The organism is Bradyrhizobium sp. AZCC 2176, assembly GCF_036924645.1.
Taxonomy (GTDB): Bacteria; Pseudomonadota; Alphaproteobacteria; order Rhizobiales; family Xanthobacteraceae; genus Bradyrhizobium.
This window is the reverse complement of the sequence record NZ_JAZHRX010000001.1, coordinates 4,501,933-4,524,032: the sequence shown is the minus strand read 5'-3', so window position 1 is coordinate 4,524,032 and position 22,100 is coordinate 4,501,933. Positions and strand designations below refer to the sequence as shown.

21 protein-coding genes are annotated in these 22,100 nt (G+C 63.3%); 9 read left to right on the top strand and 12 right to left on the bottom strand.

Going from position 1 to position 22,100, the window contains the following annotated elements:
* Positions 1-93 precede the first annotated feature (93 nt).
* Complete coding sequence (locus V1288_RS21285) at positions 94-1,845, top strand: caspase family protein (RefSeq protein WP_334358908.1); 1,752 nt, start codon at positions 94-96, stop codon at positions 1,843-1,845.
* Positions 1,846-1,891: 46 nt separating this feature from the next.
* On the opposite strand, the gene V1288_RS21280 is transcribed toward V1288_RS21285, so the two are convergent.
* From V1288_RS21280 to V1288_RS21255, 6 genes are all read right to left on the bottom strand, one after another.
* The gene (locus V1288_RS21280; protein ID WP_334358907.1) at positions 1,892-3,010 is read right to left on the bottom strand and encodes a cobalamin-independent methionine synthase II family protein; all 1,119 of its coding nucleotides are present in this window, start codon (positions 3,008-3,010) and stop codon (positions 1,892-1,894) included.
* 20 nt (positions 3,011-3,030) lie between these two features.
* Complete coding sequence (locus tag V1288_RS21275) at positions 3,031-3,747, bottom strand: ABC transporter ATP-binding protein (RefSeq protein ID WP_334358906.1); 717 nt, start codon at positions 3,745-3,747, stop codon at positions 3,031-3,033.
* Entirely contained in the window at positions 3,740-4,492 is a 753-nt protein-coding gene (locus V1288_RS21270; RefSeq protein ID WP_334358905.1) for an ABC transporter ATP-binding protein, read from the bottom strand. The genes V1288_RS21275 and V1288_RS21270 overlap by 8 nt, the downstream gene beginning before the upstream one ends.
* On the bottom strand, positions 4,489-5,520 hold the full coding sequence (locus tag V1288_RS21265) for a branched-chain amino acid ABC transporter permease (RefSeq protein ID WP_334358904.1): 1,032 nt from the start codon (positions 5,518-5,520) through the stop codon (positions 4,489-4,491). Before V1288_RS21265 ends, V1288_RS21270 begins: the two co-directional genes overlap by 4 nt.
* Positions 5,521-5,527: 7 nt before the next feature.
* Positions 5,528-6,397: a branched-chain amino acid ABC transporter permease gene (locus tag V1288_RS21260; RefSeq protein ID WP_334358903.1), complete on the bottom strand. Its 870-nt coding sequence runs from the start codon at positions 6,395-6,397 to the stop codon at positions 5,528-5,530.
* A 133-nt stretch (positions 6,398-6,530) separates the two neighbouring features.
* Positions 6,531-7,655 carry an ABC transporter substrate-binding protein gene (locus V1288_RS21255; RefSeq protein ID WP_442894040.1) on the bottom strand — a complete coding sequence of 375 codons (1,125 nt, stop codon included), beginning with the start codon at positions 7,653-7,655 and terminating at the stop codon, positions 6,531-6,533.
* Positions 7,656-8,065: 410 nt separating this feature from the next.
* On the opposite strand from V1288_RS21255, the gene V1288_RS21250 reads away from it, so the two are divergent.
* Positions 8,066-8,344: a hypothetical protein gene (locus V1288_RS21250; RefSeq protein ID WP_334358902.1), complete on the top strand. Its 279-nt coding sequence runs from the start codon at positions 8,066-8,068 to the stop codon at positions 8,342-8,344.
* Here V1288_RS21250 and purU read toward each other — a convergent pair.
* Positions 8,341-9,204, bottom strand: coding sequence for a formyltetrahydrofolate deformylase (gene purU / locus V1288_RS21245; RefSeq protein WP_334358901.1), 864 nt, complete (start codon positions 9,202-9,204; stop codon positions 8,341-8,343). The genes V1288_RS21250 and purU overlap by 4 nt on opposite strands.
* A gap of 140 nt (positions 9,205-9,344) precedes the next feature.
* Between purU and V1288_RS21240 the strand changes: the two genes are divergently transcribed.
* Positions 9,345-10,190, top strand: coding sequence for a uroporphyrinogen-III synthase (locus V1288_RS21240; RefSeq protein ID WP_334358900.1), 846 nt, complete (start codon positions 9,345-9,347; stop codon positions 10,188-10,190).
* Here V1288_RS21240 and V1288_RS21235 read toward each other — a convergent pair.
* The 5 genes from V1288_RS21235 to V1288_RS21215 all read right to left on the bottom strand — a co-directional run bounded on the left by V1288_RS21235 (position 10,187) and on the right by V1288_RS21215 (position 15,503).
* On the bottom strand, positions 10,187-11,164 hold the full coding sequence (locus tag V1288_RS21235) for a Bug family tripartite tricarboxylate transporter substrate binding protein (RefSeq protein WP_334358899.1): 978 nt from the start codon (positions 11,162-11,164) through the stop codon (positions 10,187-10,189). The two genes, V1288_RS21240 and V1288_RS21235, sit on opposite strands and share 4 nt — an antisense overlap.
* A 153-nt stretch (positions 11,165-11,317) precedes the next feature.
* On the bottom strand, positions 11,318-12,271 hold the full coding sequence (gene fcl / locus V1288_RS21230) for a GDP-L-fucose synthase (protein ID WP_334358898.1): 954 nt from the start codon (positions 12,269-12,271) through the stop codon (positions 11,318-11,320).
* A complete protein-coding gene (gene gmd / locus V1288_RS21225) occupies positions 12,252-13,334 on the bottom strand; it encodes a GDP-mannose 4,6-dehydratase (protein ID WP_334358897.1) in 1,083 nt (360 codons plus the stop codon). The genes fcl and gmd overlap by 20 nt, the downstream gene beginning before the upstream one ends.
* Before the next feature lie 162 nt (positions 13,335-13,496).
* Positions 13,497-14,651 (bottom strand): aromatic ring-hydroxylating oxygenase subunit alpha, encoded by a 1,155-nt coding sequence (locus tag V1288_RS21220; protein WP_334358896.1) that lies wholly within the window; start codon positions 14,649-14,651, stop codon positions 13,497-13,499.
* A 177-nt stretch (positions 14,652-14,828) separates the two neighbouring features.
* Positions 14,829-15,503, bottom strand: coding sequence for a Crp/Fnr family transcriptional regulator (locus V1288_RS21215; protein ID WP_334358895.1), 675 nt, complete (start codon positions 15,501-15,503; stop codon positions 14,829-14,831).
* 312 nt (positions 15,504-15,815) lie between these two features.
* Here V1288_RS21215 and V1288_RS21210 point away from each other — a divergent pair, with 312 nt between their 5' ends.
* Genes V1288_RS21210 through V1288_RS21185 form a run of 6 tightly spaced genes read left to right on the top strand, consistent with a single transcriptional unit; the run spans position 15,816 to position 22,024 of the window.
* Positions 15,816-16,637 (top strand): ABC transporter ATP-binding protein, encoded by an 822-nt coding sequence (locus V1288_RS21210; protein WP_334358894.1) that lies wholly within the window; start codon positions 15,816-15,818, stop codon positions 16,635-16,637.
* Complete coding sequence (locus V1288_RS21205) at positions 16,634-18,565, top strand: long-chain fatty acid--CoA ligase (RefSeq protein WP_334358893.1); 1,932 nt, start codon at positions 16,634-16,636, stop codon at positions 18,563-18,565. The genes V1288_RS21210 and V1288_RS21205 overlap by 4 nt, the downstream gene beginning before the upstream one ends.
* Positions 18,562-18,717, top strand: coding sequence for a hypothetical protein (locus tag V1288_RS21200; RefSeq protein ID WP_334358892.1), 156 nt, complete (start codon positions 18,562-18,564; stop codon positions 18,715-18,717). The genes V1288_RS21205 and V1288_RS21200 overlap by 4 nt, the downstream gene beginning before the upstream one ends.
* Positions 18,714-19,607 carry a branched-chain amino acid ABC transporter permease gene (locus tag V1288_RS21195; protein ID WP_057847915.1) on the top strand — a complete coding sequence of 298 codons (894 nt, stop codon included), beginning with the start codon at positions 18,714-18,716 and terminating at the stop codon, positions 19,605-19,607. Before V1288_RS21200 ends, V1288_RS21195 begins: the two co-directional genes overlap by 4 nt.
* Positions 19,608-19,613: 6 nt before the next feature.
* Entirely contained in the window at positions 19,614-20,687 is a 1,074-nt protein-coding gene (locus V1288_RS21190) for a branched-chain amino acid ABC transporter permease (RefSeq protein WP_334358891.1), read from the top strand.
* 56 nt (positions 20,688-20,743) lie between these two features.
* Positions 20,744-22,024 carry an ABC transporter substrate-binding protein gene (locus tag V1288_RS21185; RefSeq protein WP_334358890.1) on the top strand — a complete coding sequence of 427 codons (1,281 nt, stop codon included), beginning with the start codon at positions 20,744-20,746 and terminating at the stop codon, positions 22,022-22,024.
* The last annotated feature ends 76 nt before the right edge of the window (positions 22,025-22,100 follow it).

Sequence of the window (22,100 nt, the reverse complement as noted above, 5' to 3'; positions counted from 1 at the left end):
ACCGGCATGGATCGACGTCCTTGCTTGAACCGCCGTTCCGCAGGGGGCAACAAAGTTGTATCCGCCACTGCGACCGCCAATCACGGGGACCTGATGCGCCGCGCAATCCTGATACTCACGTTGCTTGCCGCCGCGTTGTGGTCGGCGCCTTCCCTCGCCCAACCGCGCAACCAGCTTGGGCCGCTCTGCACCACCGACACCACGCCGGCAGATCAGCAGATCGGCGCCTGCAACAAGATCATCGCACTGAAGGTATTTTCCGGCGAGAAGCTCGCGACGATCTACTTCTGGCGCGCGGTCGGCTGGAACAAGAAAGGCAACTACGACCAGGTGATCGCGGACGCCGGCGAGGCGATCCGCCTGCACCCCAGCGTCGCCCTCTACAATCTGCGCGGCTCGGCCTACTACGACAAGGGCGAGGACGACATCGCGATCGCCGACTTCAACGACGCGCTGCGGATAGGGCCGCCAAGCGGCATCATCTTTCACAACCGCGGCAACGCCTGGCGCAACAAGGGCGAATTCGCCAAGGCGATCGCCGACTACGATCAAGCGATCAGGCTCGGTCCGCCGTCCGCCTTTTCGTGGCAGAACCGCGGGATATCGAAACGCGCGCTCGGCGATCTCGATGGCGCGCTGGCCGACATCAACGAAGCGATCCGGCTCGATCCGGAATTGCCGCAACCATTGACCAGCCGCGCGGTGATCTGGCGCGCCAAAGGCGACTTCGATCGCGCCATCGCCGATACGACCGAAGCGATCCGGCTCGCCAAGGCCAAGGCGCCGGTCAACATCATGACGCCGCCCGGCAGCGTGCTGATCTCGGCCTATAGCCATCGCGCGCTTGCCTACGAGGCCAAGGGCGATTTCGACCGCGCCAAAATGGACTACGCCGCGGCTCTCGAAGGCAAGGCCTCCGACGCCGGCAGCAAGGCCAACCAGGCAACCGCAAAAGTTCGCCTGTCGCTGTTGTCAGAGACGGTGCCGCCCGCGCCGCGAACGGCGACCACGGCGCCACCGCCGCCGGCCAGCAAGGCCGCGCCGGCTTCGCCGACGGGCGCAGCGAGCCCGTCCCCGCCGCCTGCAGCGGAGCAGCGCCAGCGCGCAGAGGCCAACAGAGAAACCGTCAGGCGCGTCGCACTGGTGATCGGCAACGGCGCCTATGCGCATGTCCGAGCGCTGCCCAATCCGACCAACGATGCGCGCGCGATGGCAAAAAGCCTGCGCGACATCGGCTTCGTGGTGACCGAGGGCTCCGACCTCGACCGCAGGGCGATGCAGGCGACGATCCGCGACTTCCTGCGCGATGCCGCGCGGGCGCAGGTGGCAGTGGTCTACTACGCCGGTCACGGCGTACAGATCGACGGCCGCAATTACCTGGCGCCGATCGATATCCAGTTTCAGACCGGCAGCGGCATGACGGATGCGATGATGGACATGGACACGATCACGGCCGGCCTGGACGATCAGGTCCGCACCAACATCCTGATCCTGGATGCCTGCCGCAACAACCCGATGGCGCCGAAGCTGGCTTCCGCAGGTCCAGCCCGCGGCATCGAAGCCGGCTCGGGGCTTGCCGCGCCCGCTACGCTCGGCGCCGGCGCGACGCATGGGGCGGGAACGTTGATCGCGTTCGCCACCGCGCCTGGACAGGTCGCGCTGGACGGCGAAGGCGCCAACAGCCCGTTCTCGGCCGCGCTGACCCGCCACATCGGCACGCCCGGGCTGGAAGTGCAGCAGATGCTGACGCGGGTACGGGCCGAGGTGGTCGCCGCGACCAAGGGCAAGCAGGTGCCGTGGTCGAACTCGTCGCTGCTTGGTGAGGTCTATCTGGCGGAGAAGTGACGGTGTGACTGACGCGCCGTCATCCCGGGGCGCGCGCCGGCGCGCGTCACTTCCCCCATACCTCGTTGGCGACTTCGACCGCGAGGCTCAGCTTCGCCCACTGCTCTTCCTCGGACAGGATGTTGCCTTCCTCGGTCGAGGCAAAGCCGCATTGCGGCGAGACCGCGAGCTGGTCGAGCGGGGCAAACTTGGCGGCCTCCTCGAGGCGGCGCTTGATGTCGTCCTTCTTCTCCAATTCGCCGAATTTCGAGGTGATGACGCCGACCACGACCACCTTGTTGCCCTTCGGCAAATAGCGCAGCGGCTCGAAGCCGCCGGCGCGGTCGGAATCATATTCGAGAAAATAGCCGTCGTAATTGGTGCCGGCCAGCATGGTCTCGGCCACCGGCTCGTAGCCGCCGGACGAGATCCAGGTCGAGCGGAAATTGCCGCGGCAAACATGCGTGGTGACCACCATGTCGGCCGGCCGCTCCGCCAGCGCGTAGTTGATGACGCGCGCGTAGATTTCCTGCAGACCATCAGGATTGTCGCCGCGCTCGCGCGCCTTCTGCAACTCGTCCTGCGAGCAGAGATACGCCCACACGGTATCGTCGAACTGCAGGTAGCGGCAGCCGGCATCGTAGAATGCCCTCACCGCCTTGCGATAGGTCTTGCCGAGGTCGAGGAAGAACTCCTCAAGATCGGGATAGACCTCCTGCGAGATCGACTTGCGGCCGCCGCGGAAATGCAGCACCGCGGGCGACGGAATCGTCATCTTCGGCGTGACGTGGGCGGTGTCGGCATGCTTCTTCAGGAAGCGGAAGTGATCCAGCATCGGGTGGTTGTCGGGGAAATCGAGCTTGCCGATCACGCGGACGGCGTCATGGCGGGTCTCGACGCCTGCGAACTGAATACCAGTCTCGGGGTGGAAGAGCTCGCAGCCGCCGAGCTTGGCGAGAAAATCAAAATGCCACCAGGAGCGGCGGAATTCACCGTCGGTTGCAAGCTTCAGGCCGATCGAGGCCTGCTTGTGCACGACCTTCTCGATCTCCAGGTCCTCGGCCTTGCGCAAGTCGTCCGCCGTGATCTCGCCCTTTTCGAGCTTGGCGCGCGCCTCCTTGATGCGCTGCGGCCGCAACAGACTGCCGACCTCGTCGGCGCGGAACGGGGGCTTTGTTCTCTGCATGGTCTCAACTCCCATCAAATCTAGTGCGCAGTGGCGCCGGCGACGCCGAGATAGCGTTCGAGCACCGCAGGATCGGCCTTCAACGCGTGGCTTGGCGCATCATGCACGATTGCGCCGCGTTCCAATATCACAACCCGATCGGCCAGCCCCAGAATCTTTTGCGCATTCTGCTCGACGATGATCGAGCAGATGCCCCCGGAACGGGTGATGGTGCCCAGCGCCCGGAGTAGTTCCTCGACGATGATCGGCGCCAGGCCTTCGGTCGGCTCGTCCAGCAGCAGAACCTTCGGATTGAGGGTCAGCGCGCGGCCGATCGCCAGCATCTGCTGCTCGCCGCCGGAGAGCTGGTTGCCGAAATTGTTGCGGCGTTCCTTCAGCCGCGGAAACATTTCGTAAACCTTCTCGACGGTCCACAGGCCGGGCTGGGCCACCGCGGTCATGTTTTCCTCGACCGTCAGCGAGCGGAAGATGTTGCGTTCCTGCGGCACCCAGCCGATTCCTGCCCGCGCCCGCTGGTCCGGCCGCATCGCCGTGATGTCGAGCCCGCCGAGCGCAAGGCTGCCGCCAAAACGGCGGGTGATGCCGACGATCGAATTGATCAGCGTGGTCTTGCCGGTGCCGTTACGCCCGAGCAGTGCCAGCACCTGCCCCTCGCCCAAGGACAGCGACATCGAAGGCAGCACCACGGCTTCGCCGTAGCCGGCGCGCAAGGCATCGATGGCGAGAAGATCAGGCATCGGAGGCCTCACCGAGATAGACCGCCTTGACTTGCGGATCCCGCGCCACTTCGTCGGGCGGGCCCTCCACCAGCATGGCGCCATTGACCAGCACCGAGATGCGGTCGGCAAACGAGAATACCAGGTCCATGTCGTGCTCGATCAAGAGCACCGTGACATCGCGCGGCAGCGCGGCAACCGCCGCCAGAATATCGTGGCGCTCGCTTTCGGGCACGCCGGCGGCGGGCTCGTCGAGCAGCAGCACGCGTGGCTTCGTCGCGATCGCGACCGCGATCTCGAGCAGGCGCTGCTTGCCGTAAGGCAGCGTCGCGGTGCGTTCGTTCATCACGTCGAGCAGATGAAAGCGCCCGAGTGTTTCCGCGATCTCCTGGTTGACGTCGTCGCGAGTGCCCATCCGCCGCCACCAGTCGCCGCCGCGGCCGAGCCGTTCGGAGACGGCAAGCCCAATCGTTTCGAGCGGAGTGAGGTCGGCATAAAGCTGATTGATCTGGAAGGTGCGCGAAAGCCCGCGCAGCACCCGCGTATGAACCGGCAGATCGGTAATGTCGTTGCCCTCGAGCAGGATCCGCCCCCCATTGGGCTTGAGCACGCCGGTCAAGAGATTGATGACGGTGGTCTTGCCGGCGCCGTTCGGCCCGATCAGGGCATGGCGGGCGCCCTGCTTCACCTGCAGCGACAGATCGCGCGTGACCTTCAAGCCGCCGAACGATTTCTCCAGTCCCTTGGTTGCCAGCGCGATCGTCATGGCGCATCGCTTTCGGGAACGGCCACAACGGCCTTGCGTCCGAAGACCTGGCGTATCACGAGGTTCGGCCCCCAAAGCACCCAGCGATGGATGCGCTCACGGCCGACCAGCACGATCACGACCAGAACGAGTCCGATCCAGAACATCCAGTATTGCGGCGTAATGGTTTGAAACAGCTCCTGCAGCATCTTGAACACGACCGCGCCGATCAGCCCGCCATAGAGATAGCCGGTGCCGCCGATGACGAGCACCAGCATCAGATCGGCCGAGCGCTCGAACGCGAACACGTCGAGCGAGGCCAGGGCCGTGGTCTGGGTGAACAGCGCGCCGGCAATGCCGGCATAGAATGCCGCCACCGTGTAGATCGCGATCAGGCGGCGGTTGACGGGCACGCCGATGGCGGACGCCCGCAACGGATTGTTCTTGATCGCGCGCAGCGAGAGGCCGAACGGCGAATTCACGATCCGCCGCGCCAGCAGAAACAGCAGGAACAGCACGATCAGCGAATAGAAGAAGCCGGTCTTGCCGAACATGTCGAATGCGAACAGGCCGAGGATCGGCTGCATCTCGATGCCCTGCAGCCCGTCAGTGCCGCCGGTAATGTTGGAGAAGCGTTCCGCCAGCGCCTCCAGCAGCAGCGCAATGCCGAGCGTCACCATCAGCCGCGTCAGGTCGACGCCGCGGATGACGAGGAAGCTCGTGAGGAAACCGAGCACGGTCGCAATCAAGCCGGCCGCGACCAGCGCGATCACCGGCTCGTTGATGATGCCGTGCAGGGCCAATAGCCCCGCCGAATAGGCACCGACGCCGAAGAAGGCGGCGTGCCCCAGCGAGACAATGCCGGCGTAGCCGAGGATCAGATCGAGCGACAGCGTGAACAGCGCCAGCCGAATGATGTCGGTCATGATCAGATAGCGGGACGGAAACAGGAACGCGCAGGATGCCGCGAGGATCCAGAACGCGATTTCGGCCGGGCGCCAGCGGGCGCGGGCGATGGCATGGGATGAGACATCGGAAACTGCGGTCATCGCGGGCTCATCGCGTGGCGGTGCGGCCGAACAGGCCGTTCGGACGCCAGATCAGGATCACGATCATGATGGTGTAGATGACGAACGGGCCCATCTTCGGCACGTAATATTTGCCGGCGACGTCGCCGATGCCGAGCAAGAGCGAGGCGAGGAACGGCCCGGTGATGCTCGAGGAACCGCCGACGGTGACCACGATCAGAAAGTAGATCATGAACTTCAACGGAAAATACGGGTCGAGCCCGAGAATTTCGGCGCTCAGCGCGCCGCCGAGACCGGCAAGGCCGCAACCGAACGCAAAGGTGAACGCAAAGACCTGGGGCACGTTGATGCCGAGGCCGCTGGCCGCGCGGGGATCATCCACCGCCGCGCGCAGGCGGCTGCCAAAGCGGGTCTTCGCCAGGATCAATTGCAGCGCCACCGTCAGCAGTCCGCAGATCACGATGATCATCAGCCGGTAGCGGCCGATGCCGACGCCGAAGAAATCGAACTGGCCCTCGAGCGCCGCCGGCAGCTTGATGAAGATCCGCGACGATCCCATGATGTAGTCCACCGCCGCCACCGACATGAAGGTGAGGCCGATCGTGAACAGCACCTGATCGAGATGGCTGCGGGTGTAGAGGTGGCGGTACAGCGTGCGCTCCAGCAACACGCCTATCGCGGCGGCCGAGACAAAGGCGAGCGGAAGCGCCGTGAAGAACGGCCAGCCGGAGTTGTTGACCAATACCGCACAGATGTAGCCGCCGGTCATGGCGAAGGCGCCATGGGCCAGGTTGACGAAATTCATCAGCCCGAGCGTCACCGCCAGCCCGCAGGCCAGCACGAACAACAGCATGCCGTAGGCGACACCGTCGAACAGGATGGTGAAGAGCGTGGTCATGGGTTAGGCGCCGGAAGACCTTGATGGGTTGTCATTCCGGGGCAGCGCGATAGCGCTGAACCCGGAATCTTGTGCAACAATGTCGAGATTCCGGGTTCGCGCTAACGCGCGCCCCGGAATGACGCTTTCCGCGTCACTTCTTCGTCTTGCCGGAATCCTTCACCGCCTCGAAGGTCGCGAATTCGACGTTGTAGAGTTCGCCATCGACCTTCTCGACCTTGCGGATGTAGATGTTCTGCACGATGTCGCGGGTTTCCGGATCGATCGAGATCGGGCCGCGCGGGCTTTCCCACTTCATGCCCTTCATCGCCGCGACCAGCGCATCGCCGTCGGTCTTGCCGCCGGTCTTCTTCAGCGCCTCATAGATCAGGCGGATGCCGTCATAGCCGCCGACCGCCATGAAGCCGGGGCGCTGGTTGAAGGCCTTCTTGTAGGCGGCGACGAATTCCTTATTTGCCGCGGAGGGATGGGCCGCAGAATAGAGATGCGCGGTGACGGTGCCGAGCGCCGCATCGCCCATCCCGTTGAGCAGGTCGTCGTCCATGACGTCGCCGGGGCCGATCACCTTGATGCCGGACTTGTCGAGCCCGCGCTCGGCATATTGCTTCATGAAATTGCCGCCCTGTCCCGCCGGCACGAACACGAACACGGCGTCCGGCTTGGAGTCCTTCATGCGCTGCAGAAACGGAGCGAAATCAGGGTTTTGCAGCGGCACCTTCACCTCTTCGACGATCTCGCCGCCGCCGGCGGTGAAGTTCTGCTTGAAGAAGTTCAGGGCGTCGTTGCCGGGCGCATAGTCGGAGGTCAGCGTTGCAACCTTCTTGATGCCGTTCTTGGCGGCCCAGTCACCGATGATGGTCGACGACTGCGCCAGCGTGAACGAGGTGCGGACGATATAGGGTGAACGCTCGGTGATGATCGAGGTGCCAGCCGCCATCACGATTTCGGGAATCTTGCCCTGCGTCGCCAGCGGCGCCGCCGCGAGTGCAGCGGGCGTCACGCCAAAACCCGCGATGAAATTGACCTTGTCGTTGACGATCAGTTCCTGCGCGAGGCGCTTGGTGTTGTCGGGAACAGCCGCGTCGTCCTTGAGGATGACTTCGATCTTCTTGCCGGCGACGGTATCGCCGTTCTGCTGCATGTAGAGCTTGACCGCGTTGTCGATCTGCTTGCCGGTCGATGCCTGGCCGCCGGTCATCGGCAGGATCAGGCCGATCTTGACGGTCTCCTGGGCCTGCGCCGGCGCAAGCGCCAGCATCCCGGCGACGGCGCCTGCGGCCAACAACATGTGACTGCGAATAGACATGAACATTTCTCCCCCTGGTCGGCCTTGTGTCCTCGAACCGAGTCCCCGGCCCTTGATCTCACCATAACCCAGATTTTTCGGCCGGGTAGCACGGCAACATGGCGTCCTTGGCCGTACTTTTGTCAACCGGACCATTGGCGTGCCGTGGCGAAGAGGCCAGGCCAGGCGTAAAAGACGCGACGGTATTATGATATGACCCGATGTAACCCGATATAACTGCCCGACGCCCTCCTCAGTTGCCGCTTATTTGTACGATTGTACAAATAAAATGGTCTTGTCAACAAGAAGAGCCCTCACCGGTTCCCGAAGGCCAGCGCCCTAAATCCATCATCTTTAAAGGGTCAGGTTGTAACCTTCTGCCGATGCCGACCAGCGCGCGCCATATCGTCACGATCGTCACCGTTGCCCTCGCGGGCTGCGGCGTGAGCGGCTGCGGAACTATCAACGAGAAGCTGGCCGCTGGTGTCAGCGACGCCATCCCGGCGGCGATCGGCGGCATGCCCGCGGACGCGCCGCCGCGCCCCGGGACCGCGAAGTACGACGAATACATGCGGGAGCGCGAGCGGAAGCGACTGTTGCCGGCCTCCGAACGGGGCGAAGAGACCAAGCCCGCGCCCGCCGCGCAGGATGCGAACCGCTAGTCCATGAACACCACGGTCTTGCGGCCGTTGAGGATCACGCGATCCTCCAGGTGATGGCGCATCGCGCGCGCCAGCACGCGGCGCTCGATGTCGCGGCCCTTGCGCGACAGATCCTCCGGCGTGTCGCGATGGCTGATGCGCTCGACGTCCTGGTCGATGATCGGGCCCTCGTCGAGGTCGCGCGTGACGTAATGCGCGGTGGCGCCGATCAGCTTGACGCCACGCTCATGCGCCTGGTGGTAGGGCCGCGCGCCCTTGAATCCCGGCAGGAACGAGTGGTGGATGTTGATGCAGCGCCCCGACAGCTTTGCCGACATCTCGTCCGACAGGATCTGCATGTAGCGCGCCAGCACCACGAGATCGGTCCTGGTGTCCTGAACCAGTTTCCAGACCGCCTCTTCCTGCTCGCGCCTGGTTTCCTTTGTCACCGGCATGTAGTGGAACGGGATCTCGCCGAAATCGAGATTGCCGTAGGTCTCGCGCGGATGGTTGGAGACAATTGCGGTCGGGATCATCTCGAGTTCGCCGGTACGCCAGCGATAGAGGATGTCTACCAGGCAGTGATCCGATTTGGAGACCAGCAGCATCACCCGGCGGCGATTGGCGCGGTCGCGCATCTGCCATTCCATGGCGAAGCGATCGGCGATCGCGGTAAAGCCAGTCTGCAGCGCCTGCAATTCGACGGCGAGATCGGCGGCGGTGAACACCACCCGCATGAAGAAATTGCCGGTCTCGATGTCGTCGAACTGCTGGGCATCCAGAATGTTCTGCCCGTTATGGGCGAGAAAGGTCGACACCGCCGAAACGATGCCGGGACGATCCGGGCAGGACAGGGTCAAGACGAACTGGTGATCGGGCATGGCGAAGCTGACTACAATTCAGGCAAAAGGGTGAAGCGGCGATTGCGGGCCCTGCTCTATCACTGCGGGCGCGCTTGCGCCAATCCGTAAACCGGAGTCAGGATGAACAAAGCGCGAAGCAAAAGCGTTGGAGCGAGATCATGGCTGACAAATTAGACGGTTACCGCATCCTGATCCTGGAAACCCGCGAGGAAGCGCAGTTTTCCCGCCTGCTCACCGAACAGGGCGCCGACGTGCTGCAATGTCCGATGTTCACCATCCACGACGCGCCGGACCCGGCGCCGGTCGAAGCCTGGATCGGGCGGTGCATTGAACAGCCCTTCGACGACATCGTGCTGATGACGGGCGAAGGCCTGCGCCGGCTGATGAAAGTCGTACGGCGCATCGGTGCCGAACAGGAATTCGTTGCTTCGCTCGGCAAGGCGCGCAAATTCGCGCGCGGGCCCAAACCGGGCAAGGCGTTGCGCGAAATCGGGCTGGAACCGCAGATGACGACGGAAAAGCCGACTTCCGAAGGCATAGCCGAGATGCTGTCGCGCCTCGACCTTGGCGGCCATCGCCTCGGCCTGCAGCTTTACCCGGACAAGGATCACAGCGTCCTGCTCGGCGCGATCAAGGCGCAAGGCGCCGAAGTCGACACCGTGCTGCCCTATGCCTATGACGCGCAGGCCGCCGACGCCAATATCATCACCGCGATCGACGAGATGGCGGAAGGCCGCGTCGACGCGATCGCGCTGACCAATCTCGGCCAGGTGCGCCGTCTCATCGAGGTCGCGCGGGCGCGCGGTTGCGAGGATCGGCTACGCGAGGGGCTTGAATGTACGCCGATCGCGTCCGTCGGACCGGCCGTGTCAGAAGAACTCAAGTCTCACGGCCTGCGCACGGATATTTATCCGGCCGAGGACGCCTTCTTCATGCGACCGCTGATCTCGGCGATGGCGGCAGCGCTTGGCAAGAATCCGCCCCGAGCGACGGTGCGCCGCTAATCCACCTTCGCACCGGCGAACTTGACCACCTTGCCCCATTTCTCGGTTTCGTCCGCCACCAGCTTTCCAAAGTCGGCGGGCGAGCCCGGCAGCAGAATCGCGCCGATCTCGGCAAATCGCGCCTTTGCCTTGGGATCAGCCAGGATTTCATTCACCGCCTTGTTGAGCCTGTCGATGATTTCCGGCGGGGTGCCCTTCGGCGCGGCGAGGCCGTACCAGGCGCTTGCCTCGTAGCCCGGCAGGTAATCCGCGACCAGCGGCAGGTCGGGCAGCACGTCAGAGCGGGTCGTGCTGGTGACCGCAAGGCCGCGCAGCTTGCCGGATTTGACGTGCTCGGCGCAGGTTGGAAGGTTGTCGAACATGACATGCATCTGGCCGGAGAGCATATCGGTGAGCGCCGGTGCGCCGCCCCGGTAGGGCACATGCTGCATGTTGGTGCCCGTGAGCATCTTGAACAGCTCACCCGACATGTGGATCGTCGATCCGTTACCGGATGAGGCCATGTTGAGCTTGCCCGGATTGGCTTTGGCATAGGCGATCAATTCAGGGATCGACTTGATCGGCAGCGAGGGATGCACCACCACGACGTTGGGAAAGCGAATGATGCCCGCGATCGGCTCGATCTCCTTCATGAAATCGAAGGGCAGCTTGTCGTAGAGCGTGGCGTTGATGGCGTTGGCCGGCGCCACCAGAAGCAGCGTGTAGCCGTCAGGCGTGGCGCGCAGCACCTGCTCGGTGGCGATATTGGTGCCGCCGCCCGGCCGGTTCTCGATCACGAAGGATTGCCCGAGCTTTTCCGACAGCCACTGCCCCATCAGGCGCGACGTGAGGTCGGCCGAGCCGCCGGGCGTATAGCCAATCACGAGGCGTACCGGTCGCGATGGATAGGCCTGCGCGCTTGCGATGCCTGACGTAACGGGAAGCGCGGCCGCACCGGCGACAAGCTGCAAGAATTGGCGACGCTGATATTTCATCATGCTTCCTCCAAGCGCACGCCGGCGGTTTTTTGCGGCCGCTCGGCGCGAGCATCCTAGAGCATGATCGGGAAAATTGGGTACCGATTTTCGTCAGGGAGAGGCGAAATGCTTTCGCGTTAACGCCGGCTGACAGGTCTTTCGTTCGGCGAGTTAGACGTTCGCCGCGTGCTCGCTCAGGAACGCCTGGTAGGCGAGCCGGATGCCCTCCTCGAGCTTCGTGCTGGCCCGCCAGCCCAGCTTGGCCAGCCGACTGACATCGAGCAGTTTGCGCGGGGTGCCATCCGGCCGCGAGGCATCAAAGCTGATCTCACCGCTGTAGCCGACAATCGCCGCGACCACGCGGGCGAATTCGGCGATCGTGATGTCCTCGCCGGTGCCGATATTGACCAGTTCAGCGCCGGAATAGGTCCTGATCAAATGGATGCAGGCATCGGCGAGATCATCGACATAGAGGAACTCGCGCCGCGGCGTGCCGGTGCCCCAGACCACGACCTCCCCGGCGCCGGACAGCTTCGCTTCGTGGAAGCGGCGGATCAGGGCGGCGACGACGTGGCTGTATTCGGGATGATAATTGTCGCCGCGCCCGTACAGATTGGTCGGCATCACATTGATGAAGTCGGCGCCGTACTGGCTGCGATAGGCCTCCACCATCTTGATCCCGGCGATCTTGGCAATCGCATAGGGCTCATTGGTCGGCTCCAGCGGTCCCGTCAGCATCGAATCCTCGCGCAGCGGCTGCGGCGCCAGCTTGGGATAGATGCAGGACGAGCCAAGGAACATCAGCTTCTCGGCGCCATGGACATGCGCCGCATGGATCACATTCGTCGCAATCGCCAGATTGTCGTAGAGGAACTCGGCGCGCAGCGTGTTGTTGGCGACGATGCCGCCGACTTTGGCCGCCGCCAGAAACACCACCTGCGGACGCTTGGCGGCGAACCATTTGGTGACCGCGGCCTGATCGCGCAGATCGGCTTCGTCCCTTGTTGCTGTCAGCAGTTCAATGTCTTCGCGTGCCAGCCGGCGCACCAGCGCGGCGCCGACCATGCCGCGATGTCCGGCGACGTAGACCGTCTTGCCCTTCAGCTCAAATGGAAGGCTTGCCATTGGCCGCCTCCCGCCGCGCCTCTGCCAGATCGCCCGCGACCATTTCCTTGACCAGTTGGGCAAACGACGTCCTGGGCTGCCAGCCCAACTTCTCGCGCGCCTTGCTGGCATCGCCGACCAGAAGGTCGACTTCGGTCGGCCGGAAATAGGTCGGATCGATCCGGACCAGGGTCTTGCCGGATTTTTTGTCGACGCCGGTCTCGTCGATGCCCTGGCCGCGCCATTCGATGGTGCGGCCGACCTCGGCGAACGCCAGTTCGACGAACTCGCGCACCGAACGGGTCTCGCCGGTCGCCAGCACGAAATCGTCGGGCGCGTCCGCCTGCAGGATCCTGTGCATGCCCTCGACATAATCCCGCGCATGGCCCCAGTCGCGCTTGGCTTCGAGGTTGCCGAGATAGAGTACCTCTTCCAGGCCGGCCTCGATGCGGGCGACGCTGCGCGTGATCTTGCGGGTGACAAACGTCTCGCCGCGGATCGGACTCTCGTGGTTGAACAGGATGCCGTTCGAGGCAAACATGCCGTAGGCCTCGCGGTAATTGACCGTGATCCAGTAGCCGTACAGCTTGGCGACGCCGTAAGGCGAGCGCGGGTAGAACGGCGTGGATTCCCTCTGCGGCACTTCCTGCACCAGACCGTAGAGCTCCGAGGTCGAGGCCTGATAGAACCGCGTCTCCTTTTCCATGCCGAGGATGCGGATCGCTTCCAACAGCCGCAGCACGCCGATGCCGTCGGCGTTGGCGGTATATTCCGGGCTCTCAAAGCTGACGCCGACATGGCTCTGGGCGGCGAGGTTGTAGATCTCGGTCGGCCTGATCTGCTGCATCAGCCGGATCAGGTTGGTCGAGTCGGTCATGTCGCCGTAATGCAGCAGGAACGGCACGTTGCGGGAATGCGGATCCTGGTAGAGGTGATCGATGCGCGCGGTGTTGAACGAGGACGACCGCCGCTTGATGCCGTGGACCTCATAGCCGAGGCCGAGCAGATATTCGGCCAGATAGGCACCGTCCTGGCCGGTGACGCCCGTGATCAGCGCCACACGCTTTGGATTTTGAGCCGTCATAGTCTCTCCAAGAGCCGGCCGGACAGGCCCGGGGACAATTGAGCCCCAGGTCACTGAGCCTCAAGCCTCTGAGCCTCAAGTCCCGGCTGCGCCGGAAGCGCCTGCGCGGCGCAGGCCATAGCATCCGCTAGAGGCAGAGTCTAATCCGAAAGTGGCTCAATTTCAGACCCTTAGGCCGAGCGCCGTCCGCATCGACTGATGGTAGTGGATCATGGCCGGCTCGTTGCGGCCGTAGACGGTGTGCGTCTGCGCGCCGGAAGTCAGGCCGACCTGAATGCTCCGCCCGGCCGGGAAATCCTCGCCGGTCACAACATCGAGGACGAGCTGCATGTTCCTGTCCCAATGGATGCGCTCTTCCTCGGTACTCGGCGCCTTCGGCACGTAAAGCCCAAGGTCCATGACAGAGCGATCCGCGCGTCCCTCGCGGGGAAACGCCCGCGCGAGTTCGACATGGTCGCCCTGCACGAGGAGAACGGTGTTGGGAAACAGCGAATAGACGAGCGTCGTATTCCACATCAAGTCCCATTTGTCCTCAGGCTCGGCCTTGAGCCGCTCGAGTTTCCTGCGCGGAAACGTCAGACGGTGGTTGAGACCGAACGCCTCGAAATCGGTCACGTTGCCATGCAGGATGTCGCGCAGGGAATCGCGGTGCAGGAAGCCGACGTGGTAGCCCTCGTTGAACGTATCCACGACAATCTTCCAGTTCATGGTCTCCGGAATCACGCGCCGGTCGTAGAACGACCAGGACGCAAATCCAAACGAAGCGAGCTCCTCCGCGAGTCCCCCAAGCCATGGATCGATGTCGAAATTCGTCGAACCGTCCGCGGTCGGGATCACCCACACAAGGCCGTGCTTTTCACACAGCGGTAGTTCGACGAGCGACGCGCGTTCGCTGCGCACGTCGGGAAAACAGCGCTCGTCGGGAATGCCCATCAGCTCGCCGGCGAGATCGTAGGTCCAGGCATGATAGGGGCACGAGAACAGCCGCGCCTTGCCGCAGCCCTCGGCTACCTTGGCGCCGCGGTGGCGACACACGTTCAGGAACGCGCGTAATCTGCTGTCGCGTCCCCGCACGATCAGAACGGGCAAACCGGCATGGTCGTCGGTGCTAAAGCTCCCCGGCGCGGGCCAGTCCGAAGCGAACCCCATGACCAGCGGATGCCTGCGAAACAGAACCCGCTGTTCCTCGGCGAGGCGCTCTGCGTCCGTGTAGGCCGACACCTCGTTGCGCCAGGGACTCTCCGCCATCGCCGTGGTCCGGGTCTCCACGTAGTGCAACAGCCGCTTCAAAAGGTTGATCTGATCCTGCCTGCTCATCGGACATCCTCCGGCTGGCTGTGGTCTCAAAACCGATCACTCGCTTGATACGGTACCGTATCAATACCACTTGCAGTTTCGATTTTCAATACGGTACCGTATCGCCCGCGAACACAACAACGAGAGCGATCGGCAACATGCTGCCTTTGCTCAATTTCGAGGACGTCGGGACCAGTCTTACTCGCCGTGACAGCGCAGCTTTTCGAGATCGACGATCGTCACCCCGCCATATTCCAGTCGAAGCAGGCCCTCCTTCTCCAGCCGCTTCAGGCACTGGTTGGCATTCTGCCGTGACAGGCCTGACAAGGCGCCAATCTCCTCCTGGGTGATCTCCAGATGACGCGTCAGGTCCGGATACAGGATTGGATTGAACAGCGAGGCGATGGAGCGCGCAACGCGGCTGGTGGCATCGAGCGTGCGGCCATGTTCCAGCGCCCCGATGAACTGGCCGACCCGCTCGTTGAGCTGCCGGACCAGAAAGCGGTTGAAGGCGACGCTGTTCTCGAACAACCAGAAGAAGGCGCTACGGTCCATCAGCGCCAGCCTTGTATCGCGCAACGCCACCACATCGTAACGGCGCGGCTCGCTCTTGAGCACGGAGCCCTCCCCGAACCAGGCCCCCGCGGTCATGCCGGCCAAAGTCACGGCCTTGCCGCTGCTCGACACGGTACCCATTCGGGCAAGGCCCGTGACGATGCCGGTCCAGTAGTCGAAGGTATCGCCGCGCATGAAAACGAATTCGTTGGCACGATAGGATTTCTCCACGATGCCGGCGCGGGCGACCTCGATTTCCCGTTCGTTCAGTTCGCGCGACCAGGCCGCGATGCGCTTGAGGTATTCCGCAGCAATCATGATCGCATCGACCGTCGCGTCCCCATTGATTCTCGTGCTGCACTGCAACAGGAGTGCCGCCCAGCGAAATTTCCTGACCAATTGTCAGGCAAAAGACATTTCAAACTATCGCATTGCCCTAAGGAGGGCCACCTCGGTACGCGCAGCCTATGGCGCGGGTAGCCAGGGTGCGACGCTACCACGCGTGACACAGGACATCGTCCGGCATCGATAGTCGGATGGCCTGCCCGTCACCGCCGATGTAGGATCGCGCATGTGATTGCAAACAACCGATAAAGAGCGCTGCTCAAGCGCCGTATCCGGAGGGAATGAGTGGCTGACACGTTGGAAGTGCGCGGGGTATCGCTGCGCTTCGGTGGCGTTCGCGCGCTGACCGAGGTCTCATTCGGCGTGAACGAGGGCGAATTGTTCTCGATCATCGGCCCGAACGGCGCCGGCAAGACCTCCATCGTCAATTGCATTTCGGGCCGCTACAAGCCGACCGAAGGCCAACTGTTCTATCGCGGCAAGGACATCACCGGCCTCAATCCGAACGCGCGACCCGCGCTCGGCATCGGCCGCACCTTCCAGAACCTGGCGCTGTTCCATCATATGAGCGTGCTCGACAACATCATGGTCGGGCGGCACCACCTCCTGAAGAACAACTTCCTCACGGGCTCGCTGTACTGGCTGACCGGCGCGCGGCGCGAGGAACTCGAGCATCGCCGCAAGGTGGAGGAGATCATCGACTTCCTCGACCTGCAGTCGGTGCGCAAGGCCACCGCCGGCACCCTGCCCTACGGCCTGCGCAAGCGCGTCGAGCTCGCCCGCGCGATGGCGCTGGAGCCGAAGCTGATCCTGCTCGATGAGCCGATGGCCGGCATGAACTTCGAGGAAAAGGAGGACATGGCGCGCTACATCGTCGATCTCAACGAAGAGTTCGGCATGACCGTCATGATGATCGAGCACGACATGGGCGTGGTGATGGATATCTCCCACCGCGTCGTGGTGCTGGATTTCGGCCGCAAGATCGCTGAAGGCGATCCGGCTTCCGTGCTCGCCGATCCCCATGTGAAGCGCGCTTATCTCGGCGAAGAGGACGACGTGCTGGTCGACCCCGACGATACGCCGGCTCATGCGGAGAGTGCGGCATGATGGATTACGCCGGACGCGCCGCCCAGGCGGAGACCTTCCCAAAACTCCTGCGCCTCAATGCCAGGGAGCACGGCGGCGAAATCGCCTTGCGCGAAAAGGATCTCGGGCTGTGGCGCGTCTTCACCTGGAACGACTACCAGACGCGCGTGCATGATTTCGCGCTCGGCATGGTCGAGCTGGGTCTTGGGCGCGGCGACGTCATCAGCATCATCGGCGACAACCGCCCGGACTGGGTCGCCGCCGAAATCGCAACGCATGCCATCGGCGCCATGAGCCTCGGCCTTTATCGCGACGTGCTGGACGAGGAAGCGGCGTATCTGCTCAGCTACGGTGACGCCAAACTGGTGTTCGCCGAAGACGAGGAGCAGGTCGACAAGCTGCTGGCGTTGGCCGACCGCGCGCCCAACCTCAAGCATATCGTCTATTCCGATCCGCGCGGCATGCGGAAATATGACGACCCGCGCCTGATGGAGGCGGAAAAGCTGGCCGCGATGGGCCGCAACCGTGCCGCACGCGAGCCCGGCCTTTACGACCGGCTGGTCGATGCGACCAGCGGCGAGGATGTCGCGATCCTCTGCACCACCTCTGGGACCACGGCCAATCCCAAGCTGGCGATGCTGGCAGCGGGGCGCGTCCTCAAACATTGCGCGGCCTATCTCGCCTTCGATCCGAAGGGACCGGACGACGAATATGTCTCGGTGCTGCCGCTGCCCTGGATCATGGAACAGATCTACGCGCTCGGCAAAGGGCTGCTCTGCCGGATGAAGGTCAGCTTCGTCGAAGAGCCCGAAACCATGATGCACGATTTCCGCGAGATCGCGCCGACCTTCGTGCTGTTCGCGCCGCGGCTCTGGGAATCGATCGCGGCCGACGTGCGCGCCGGCGTGATGGACTCCTCGCCGCTGAAACAAAAACTCTTTGACGTCGGCATGAAGACGGGGCTTTCGGCGCTTGCCCATGGCAAGCGCTCGAGGTTTGCCGACCAGTTGCTGTTCCGCGCGCTACGCGACCGCTTAGGCTTCACGCGGCTGCGCTCGGCCGCGACCGGCGGCGCCGCGCTCGGACCGGACACGTTCAAGTTCTTCCAGGCCATAGGCGTGCCGCTCCGTACGCTCTACGGCCAAACCGAGATGCTCGGGGCCTACACGCTTCACCCCGCCGACAAGGTCGATCCGGACACGACCGGCGTGCCGATGGCCGGCGATATCGAGATCCGCGTCGACAACCCTGATGTCAACGGCGTCGGCGAAATCGTGGTGCGCCATCCCAACATGTTCCTCGGCTACTACAAAAATCCGGAGGCCTCGGCCGCCGACATGAAAGACGGCTGGATGCATTCCGGCGACGCCGGCTACTTCAATATCGACAAGCAGCTCGTGGTCATCGATCGCATCAAGGATCTCGCCGAGACTTCGCGCGGCGAGCGCTTCTCACCGCAATATCTGGAAAACAAGCTGAAGTTCTCGCCCTACGTCGCGGAGGCCGTGGTGCTCGGCGCCGGCCGCGACACGCTGGCGGCGATGATCTGCATCCGCTACTCCATCATCTCGAAATGGGCAGAGAAGAACCGCATCTCGTTCACCACCTATACCGACCTCTCCTCGCGCCCCGAGGTCTATGCGCTGCTGCGTAAGGAGGTCGAGAGCGTCAACGCCACGCTGCCGCCGGCACAGCGCATCTCGCGCTTCCTGCTGCTCTACAAGGAACTCGACGCCGACGATGGCGAATTGACGCGCACCCGAAAGGTCCGCCGCAGCGTCATCAACGAGAAATACGCCGACATCATCGACGCGATCTATGGCGGCAAGAGCGACATTCCCGTCGACACCGTGATCCGCTTCCAGGACGGCACCACCCAGCGCATCCGCACCACGCTCCGCGTGGTTGATCTCGGCGGGCACGCGCCGATGGCGGAGGCTGCGGAATGATGGATTTGTTCGCCGGCGTCGCCACAAATCCAGCCGTCATGCGCGGGCTTGACCCGCGCATCCATCCTCTTTCGAAGAAGTTCTTTTTTAAGCGATGGATCGCCGGGTCCAGCCCGGCGATGACGAATTGCAAGTTCGGTGAGACCGCATGAACACCCAGCTTCTGATCCAACTCCTGGTCAACGGCCTCGTGGTCGGCACGCTCTACGGCGTGGTCGCGATGTCGTTCGTGCTGATCTACAAGGCGACGCAGGTCGTGAACTTCGCGCAGGGCGAACTGCTGCTGGTCGGCGCCTGGGTGTGCTGGTGGCTGCTCACCAAATATCAGGTGCCGTTCTATCTGGGCATGCCGATCACGCTGGTCTTCATGTTCCTGTTCGGCATCGCCATCCAGATCGTGATCCTGCGCCCGATGATCGGCGAGCCGATCATCTCCGTGATCATGGTGACGATCGCGCTGTCGACGGTATTTTCGGCGCTGATGAAGTGGATGTTCGGCGTCAATTTGCAGCCGTTCCCGCGCATCTTCCAGACCCAGAACGTCAATATCCTCGGACTGCAGGTGCAGACCGTCTATCTGATGAGCCTCGCGGTGTCGGTGGCGATGATGGTGGGAATGGCGTGGTTCTTCCGCCTCTCCAAATATGGTCTGGCGATGCGCGCCACCGCGTTCAACCAGCAGGTGGCGCAATCGCTCGGCATCTCCGTCAAAAGCGTGTTTGCGATGGCCTGGGCGATTTCGGCTACCGTCTCCGCCGTCGCCGGCGTGGTGGTGGCCGTCGTCAACGGCGTCTCCGCTGGCCTGTCTGCCTATGGCGTCAAGGTGTTTCCGGCGGCGATCCTCGGCGGCCTCGACAGCGTCGGCGGCGCGGTGCTGGGCGGCATCATCATCGGGCTATTGGAGAACGTCGCGCACTTCCTCGACAGCGAATATCTGCACTGGGGCAATCTCTACGAGATCGCGCCGTTCTATGCCCTCATCATCATCCTGATGATCAAGCCATACGGCCTGTTCGGCACCAAAGACATCGAGCGGGTGTAAACAATCATGGCAGGCCAGACCCTCATTCCCGCCGGCGATTTCCGCACCAGCTATGCGGCCGATACCACGGTGTTTCCGACCACGACCAGCCGCAACGCCATGATCGCCGGCATCGTGCTGGTCTGCTTTGCGCCTCACGTCGTCAACGAATACATCCTTAGCCTGCTGATCCAGATCGGCATCTTCGGCATCGCAGCCCTCGGGCTGAACATCGTCGTCGGCTTCACCGGCCAGATATCGATCGGCCATGCCGCCTTCTTCGGCTTCGGTGCCTTCACGTCGGCCTATCTCTCGAACCGGTTCGGCATTCCCGTCTTCTTCTGCATCCCGCTCGCGGGCGTCGTGACGGCGGCGGTCGGCCTGATCTTTGGCCTGCCCGCCGCGCGGCTGAAAGGGCTCTATCTCGCGATCGCGACGCTGGCGGCGCAGTACATCCTGCTCGACTTCTTTGCCCGCGCCGAATGGTTCACCGGCGGCAGCGTTCCCGCCAGCGCCGAACCGTTCTCGATTTTCGGCTACACACTGCGCGGCGACAAACAGTATTTCTATGTCGTGCTCGCCTATGTCGTCGTCTGCTATCTCCTGGTCACCAACCTGATCCGGTCGCGCGACGGGCGCGCGCTGGTGGCGGTGCGCGACCACTATCTGTCCGCCGAGATCATGGGCATCAACCTGACAAAATACCGGACGCTGTCGTTCGGTCTCGCGGCTTTCTTTGCCGGCGTCGGTGGCGCGCTCTATGCGCACTACAATCAGGTGGTCTCCAACGAAGGCTTTGGCATCGACCGCTCGATCATCTTCCTGGCCATGATCATCATCGGCGGGCTCGGCTCGATCATGGGCACGCTGATGGGAACCGCCTTCATGGTGCTGCTGCCGGAATCGATGGAATGGCTCAGCGTCGCGCTGCGCGGCAGTCCGATCGACCAATTTCTGGGACTTAAGAACAATATCGCTTTCTTGCGCGAGATGGCGATCGGAATCATCATCATCGTCTTTCTGGTGTTCGAACCGGACGGACTCGCGCATCGATGGCGGCAGATCAAGGCATACTGGAAACTCTACCCGTTCTCGCATTGAGGTCGGAACGGGACGGACAACAAGAAGACCTCGAGAAATAACCGGAGGATTAGTCCATGACGATGAAGACTCTACTGAGCACCGCCTCGCTCGCTTTGCTGTTGGGTAGCACCGCGGCATCGGCCCAGGCGCCGATCTCGCTGGGGCATCTCGCCGACTACTCGGGTCCGACTTCCGACGTCGGGACGCCGTTCGGACAGGGTGTCGCGGACACCTATGCTTGGATCAACAAGAACGGCGGCGTCAACGGCGCCAAGGTCAATGTCGACACCGTCGACTACGGCTATCAGGTGCCGCGCGCTATCGCCCAGTACAAGAAGTGGTCCGGTTCCGACAAGGTCGCCGCCATTCTCGGTTGGGGCACCGCCGACACCGAAGCGCTGACGGGATTCCTGGCCCAGGACAAGATCCCGGACATTTCGGCATCCTATGCCGCGGCGCTATCCGATCCGACCGGCGCCGGCGGCAAGGCCAAGCCTGCCCCCTACAACTTCTTCTACGGCCCGAGCTACTCGGATGCGGTTCGCGGCATGCTGACCTGGGCCGCCGAAGACTGGAAGTCCAAGGGCAAGCCCGGCAAGCCGAAGTTCGTTCACATGGGTGCCAACCACCCCTATCCGAACGCGCCGAAGGCCGCCGGCGAGGCGATTGCCGCCGAACTCGGCTTCGAGTTGCTGCCGCCGATCGTGTTCGCGCTGACGCCCGGTGATTACAGCGCGCAGTGCCTGACCCTGAAGAGCTCGGGCGCGAACTACGCCTATCTCGGCAACACCGCCGGCTCCAACATCTCCGTGCTCAACGCCTGCAAGGCAGCCGGCGTCGACGTGCAGTTCCTCGGCAACGTCTGGGGCATGGACGAGAACGCTGCGAAAGCCGCAGGCGCTGCTGCCGATGGTGTGGTGTTCCCGCTGCGCACCGCAGTGGCTTGGGGCGGCAACGCGCCCGGCATGAAGACCTTCATGGAAATCTCCAAGATGTCGGACGCGGCCGGCACCACCTACCGTCCCGTGCATTACGTCGCCGGCGTCTGCACCGCGCTCTACATGAAGGAAGCCGTGGAATGGGCTGCCAAGAACGGCGGCGCCACCGGTGAGAACGTCAAGAAGGGTTTTTATCAGAAGAAGGATTGGGTACCCGCCGGCGGCGAAGGCATCTGCAACCCCTCGACCTTCACCGAGACGGACCACCGCGGCACGCTCAAGGTTGATCTCTATCGCATGAAGGTCACAGGTGCGACCGACGCTCCGCTCAACGATCTCGTCAAGAACGGCGGCATCAAGATGGAGAAGGTGAAGACGGTCGACCTGCCGCGCAAGCCCGAGTGGCTCGGCTGGTAGGTAGCGGTTGCCGAGAGGCGACCCAACGCATTCAGCCGTCGTCCCCGCGAAGGCGGGGGACCGAGTACGCCGCGGC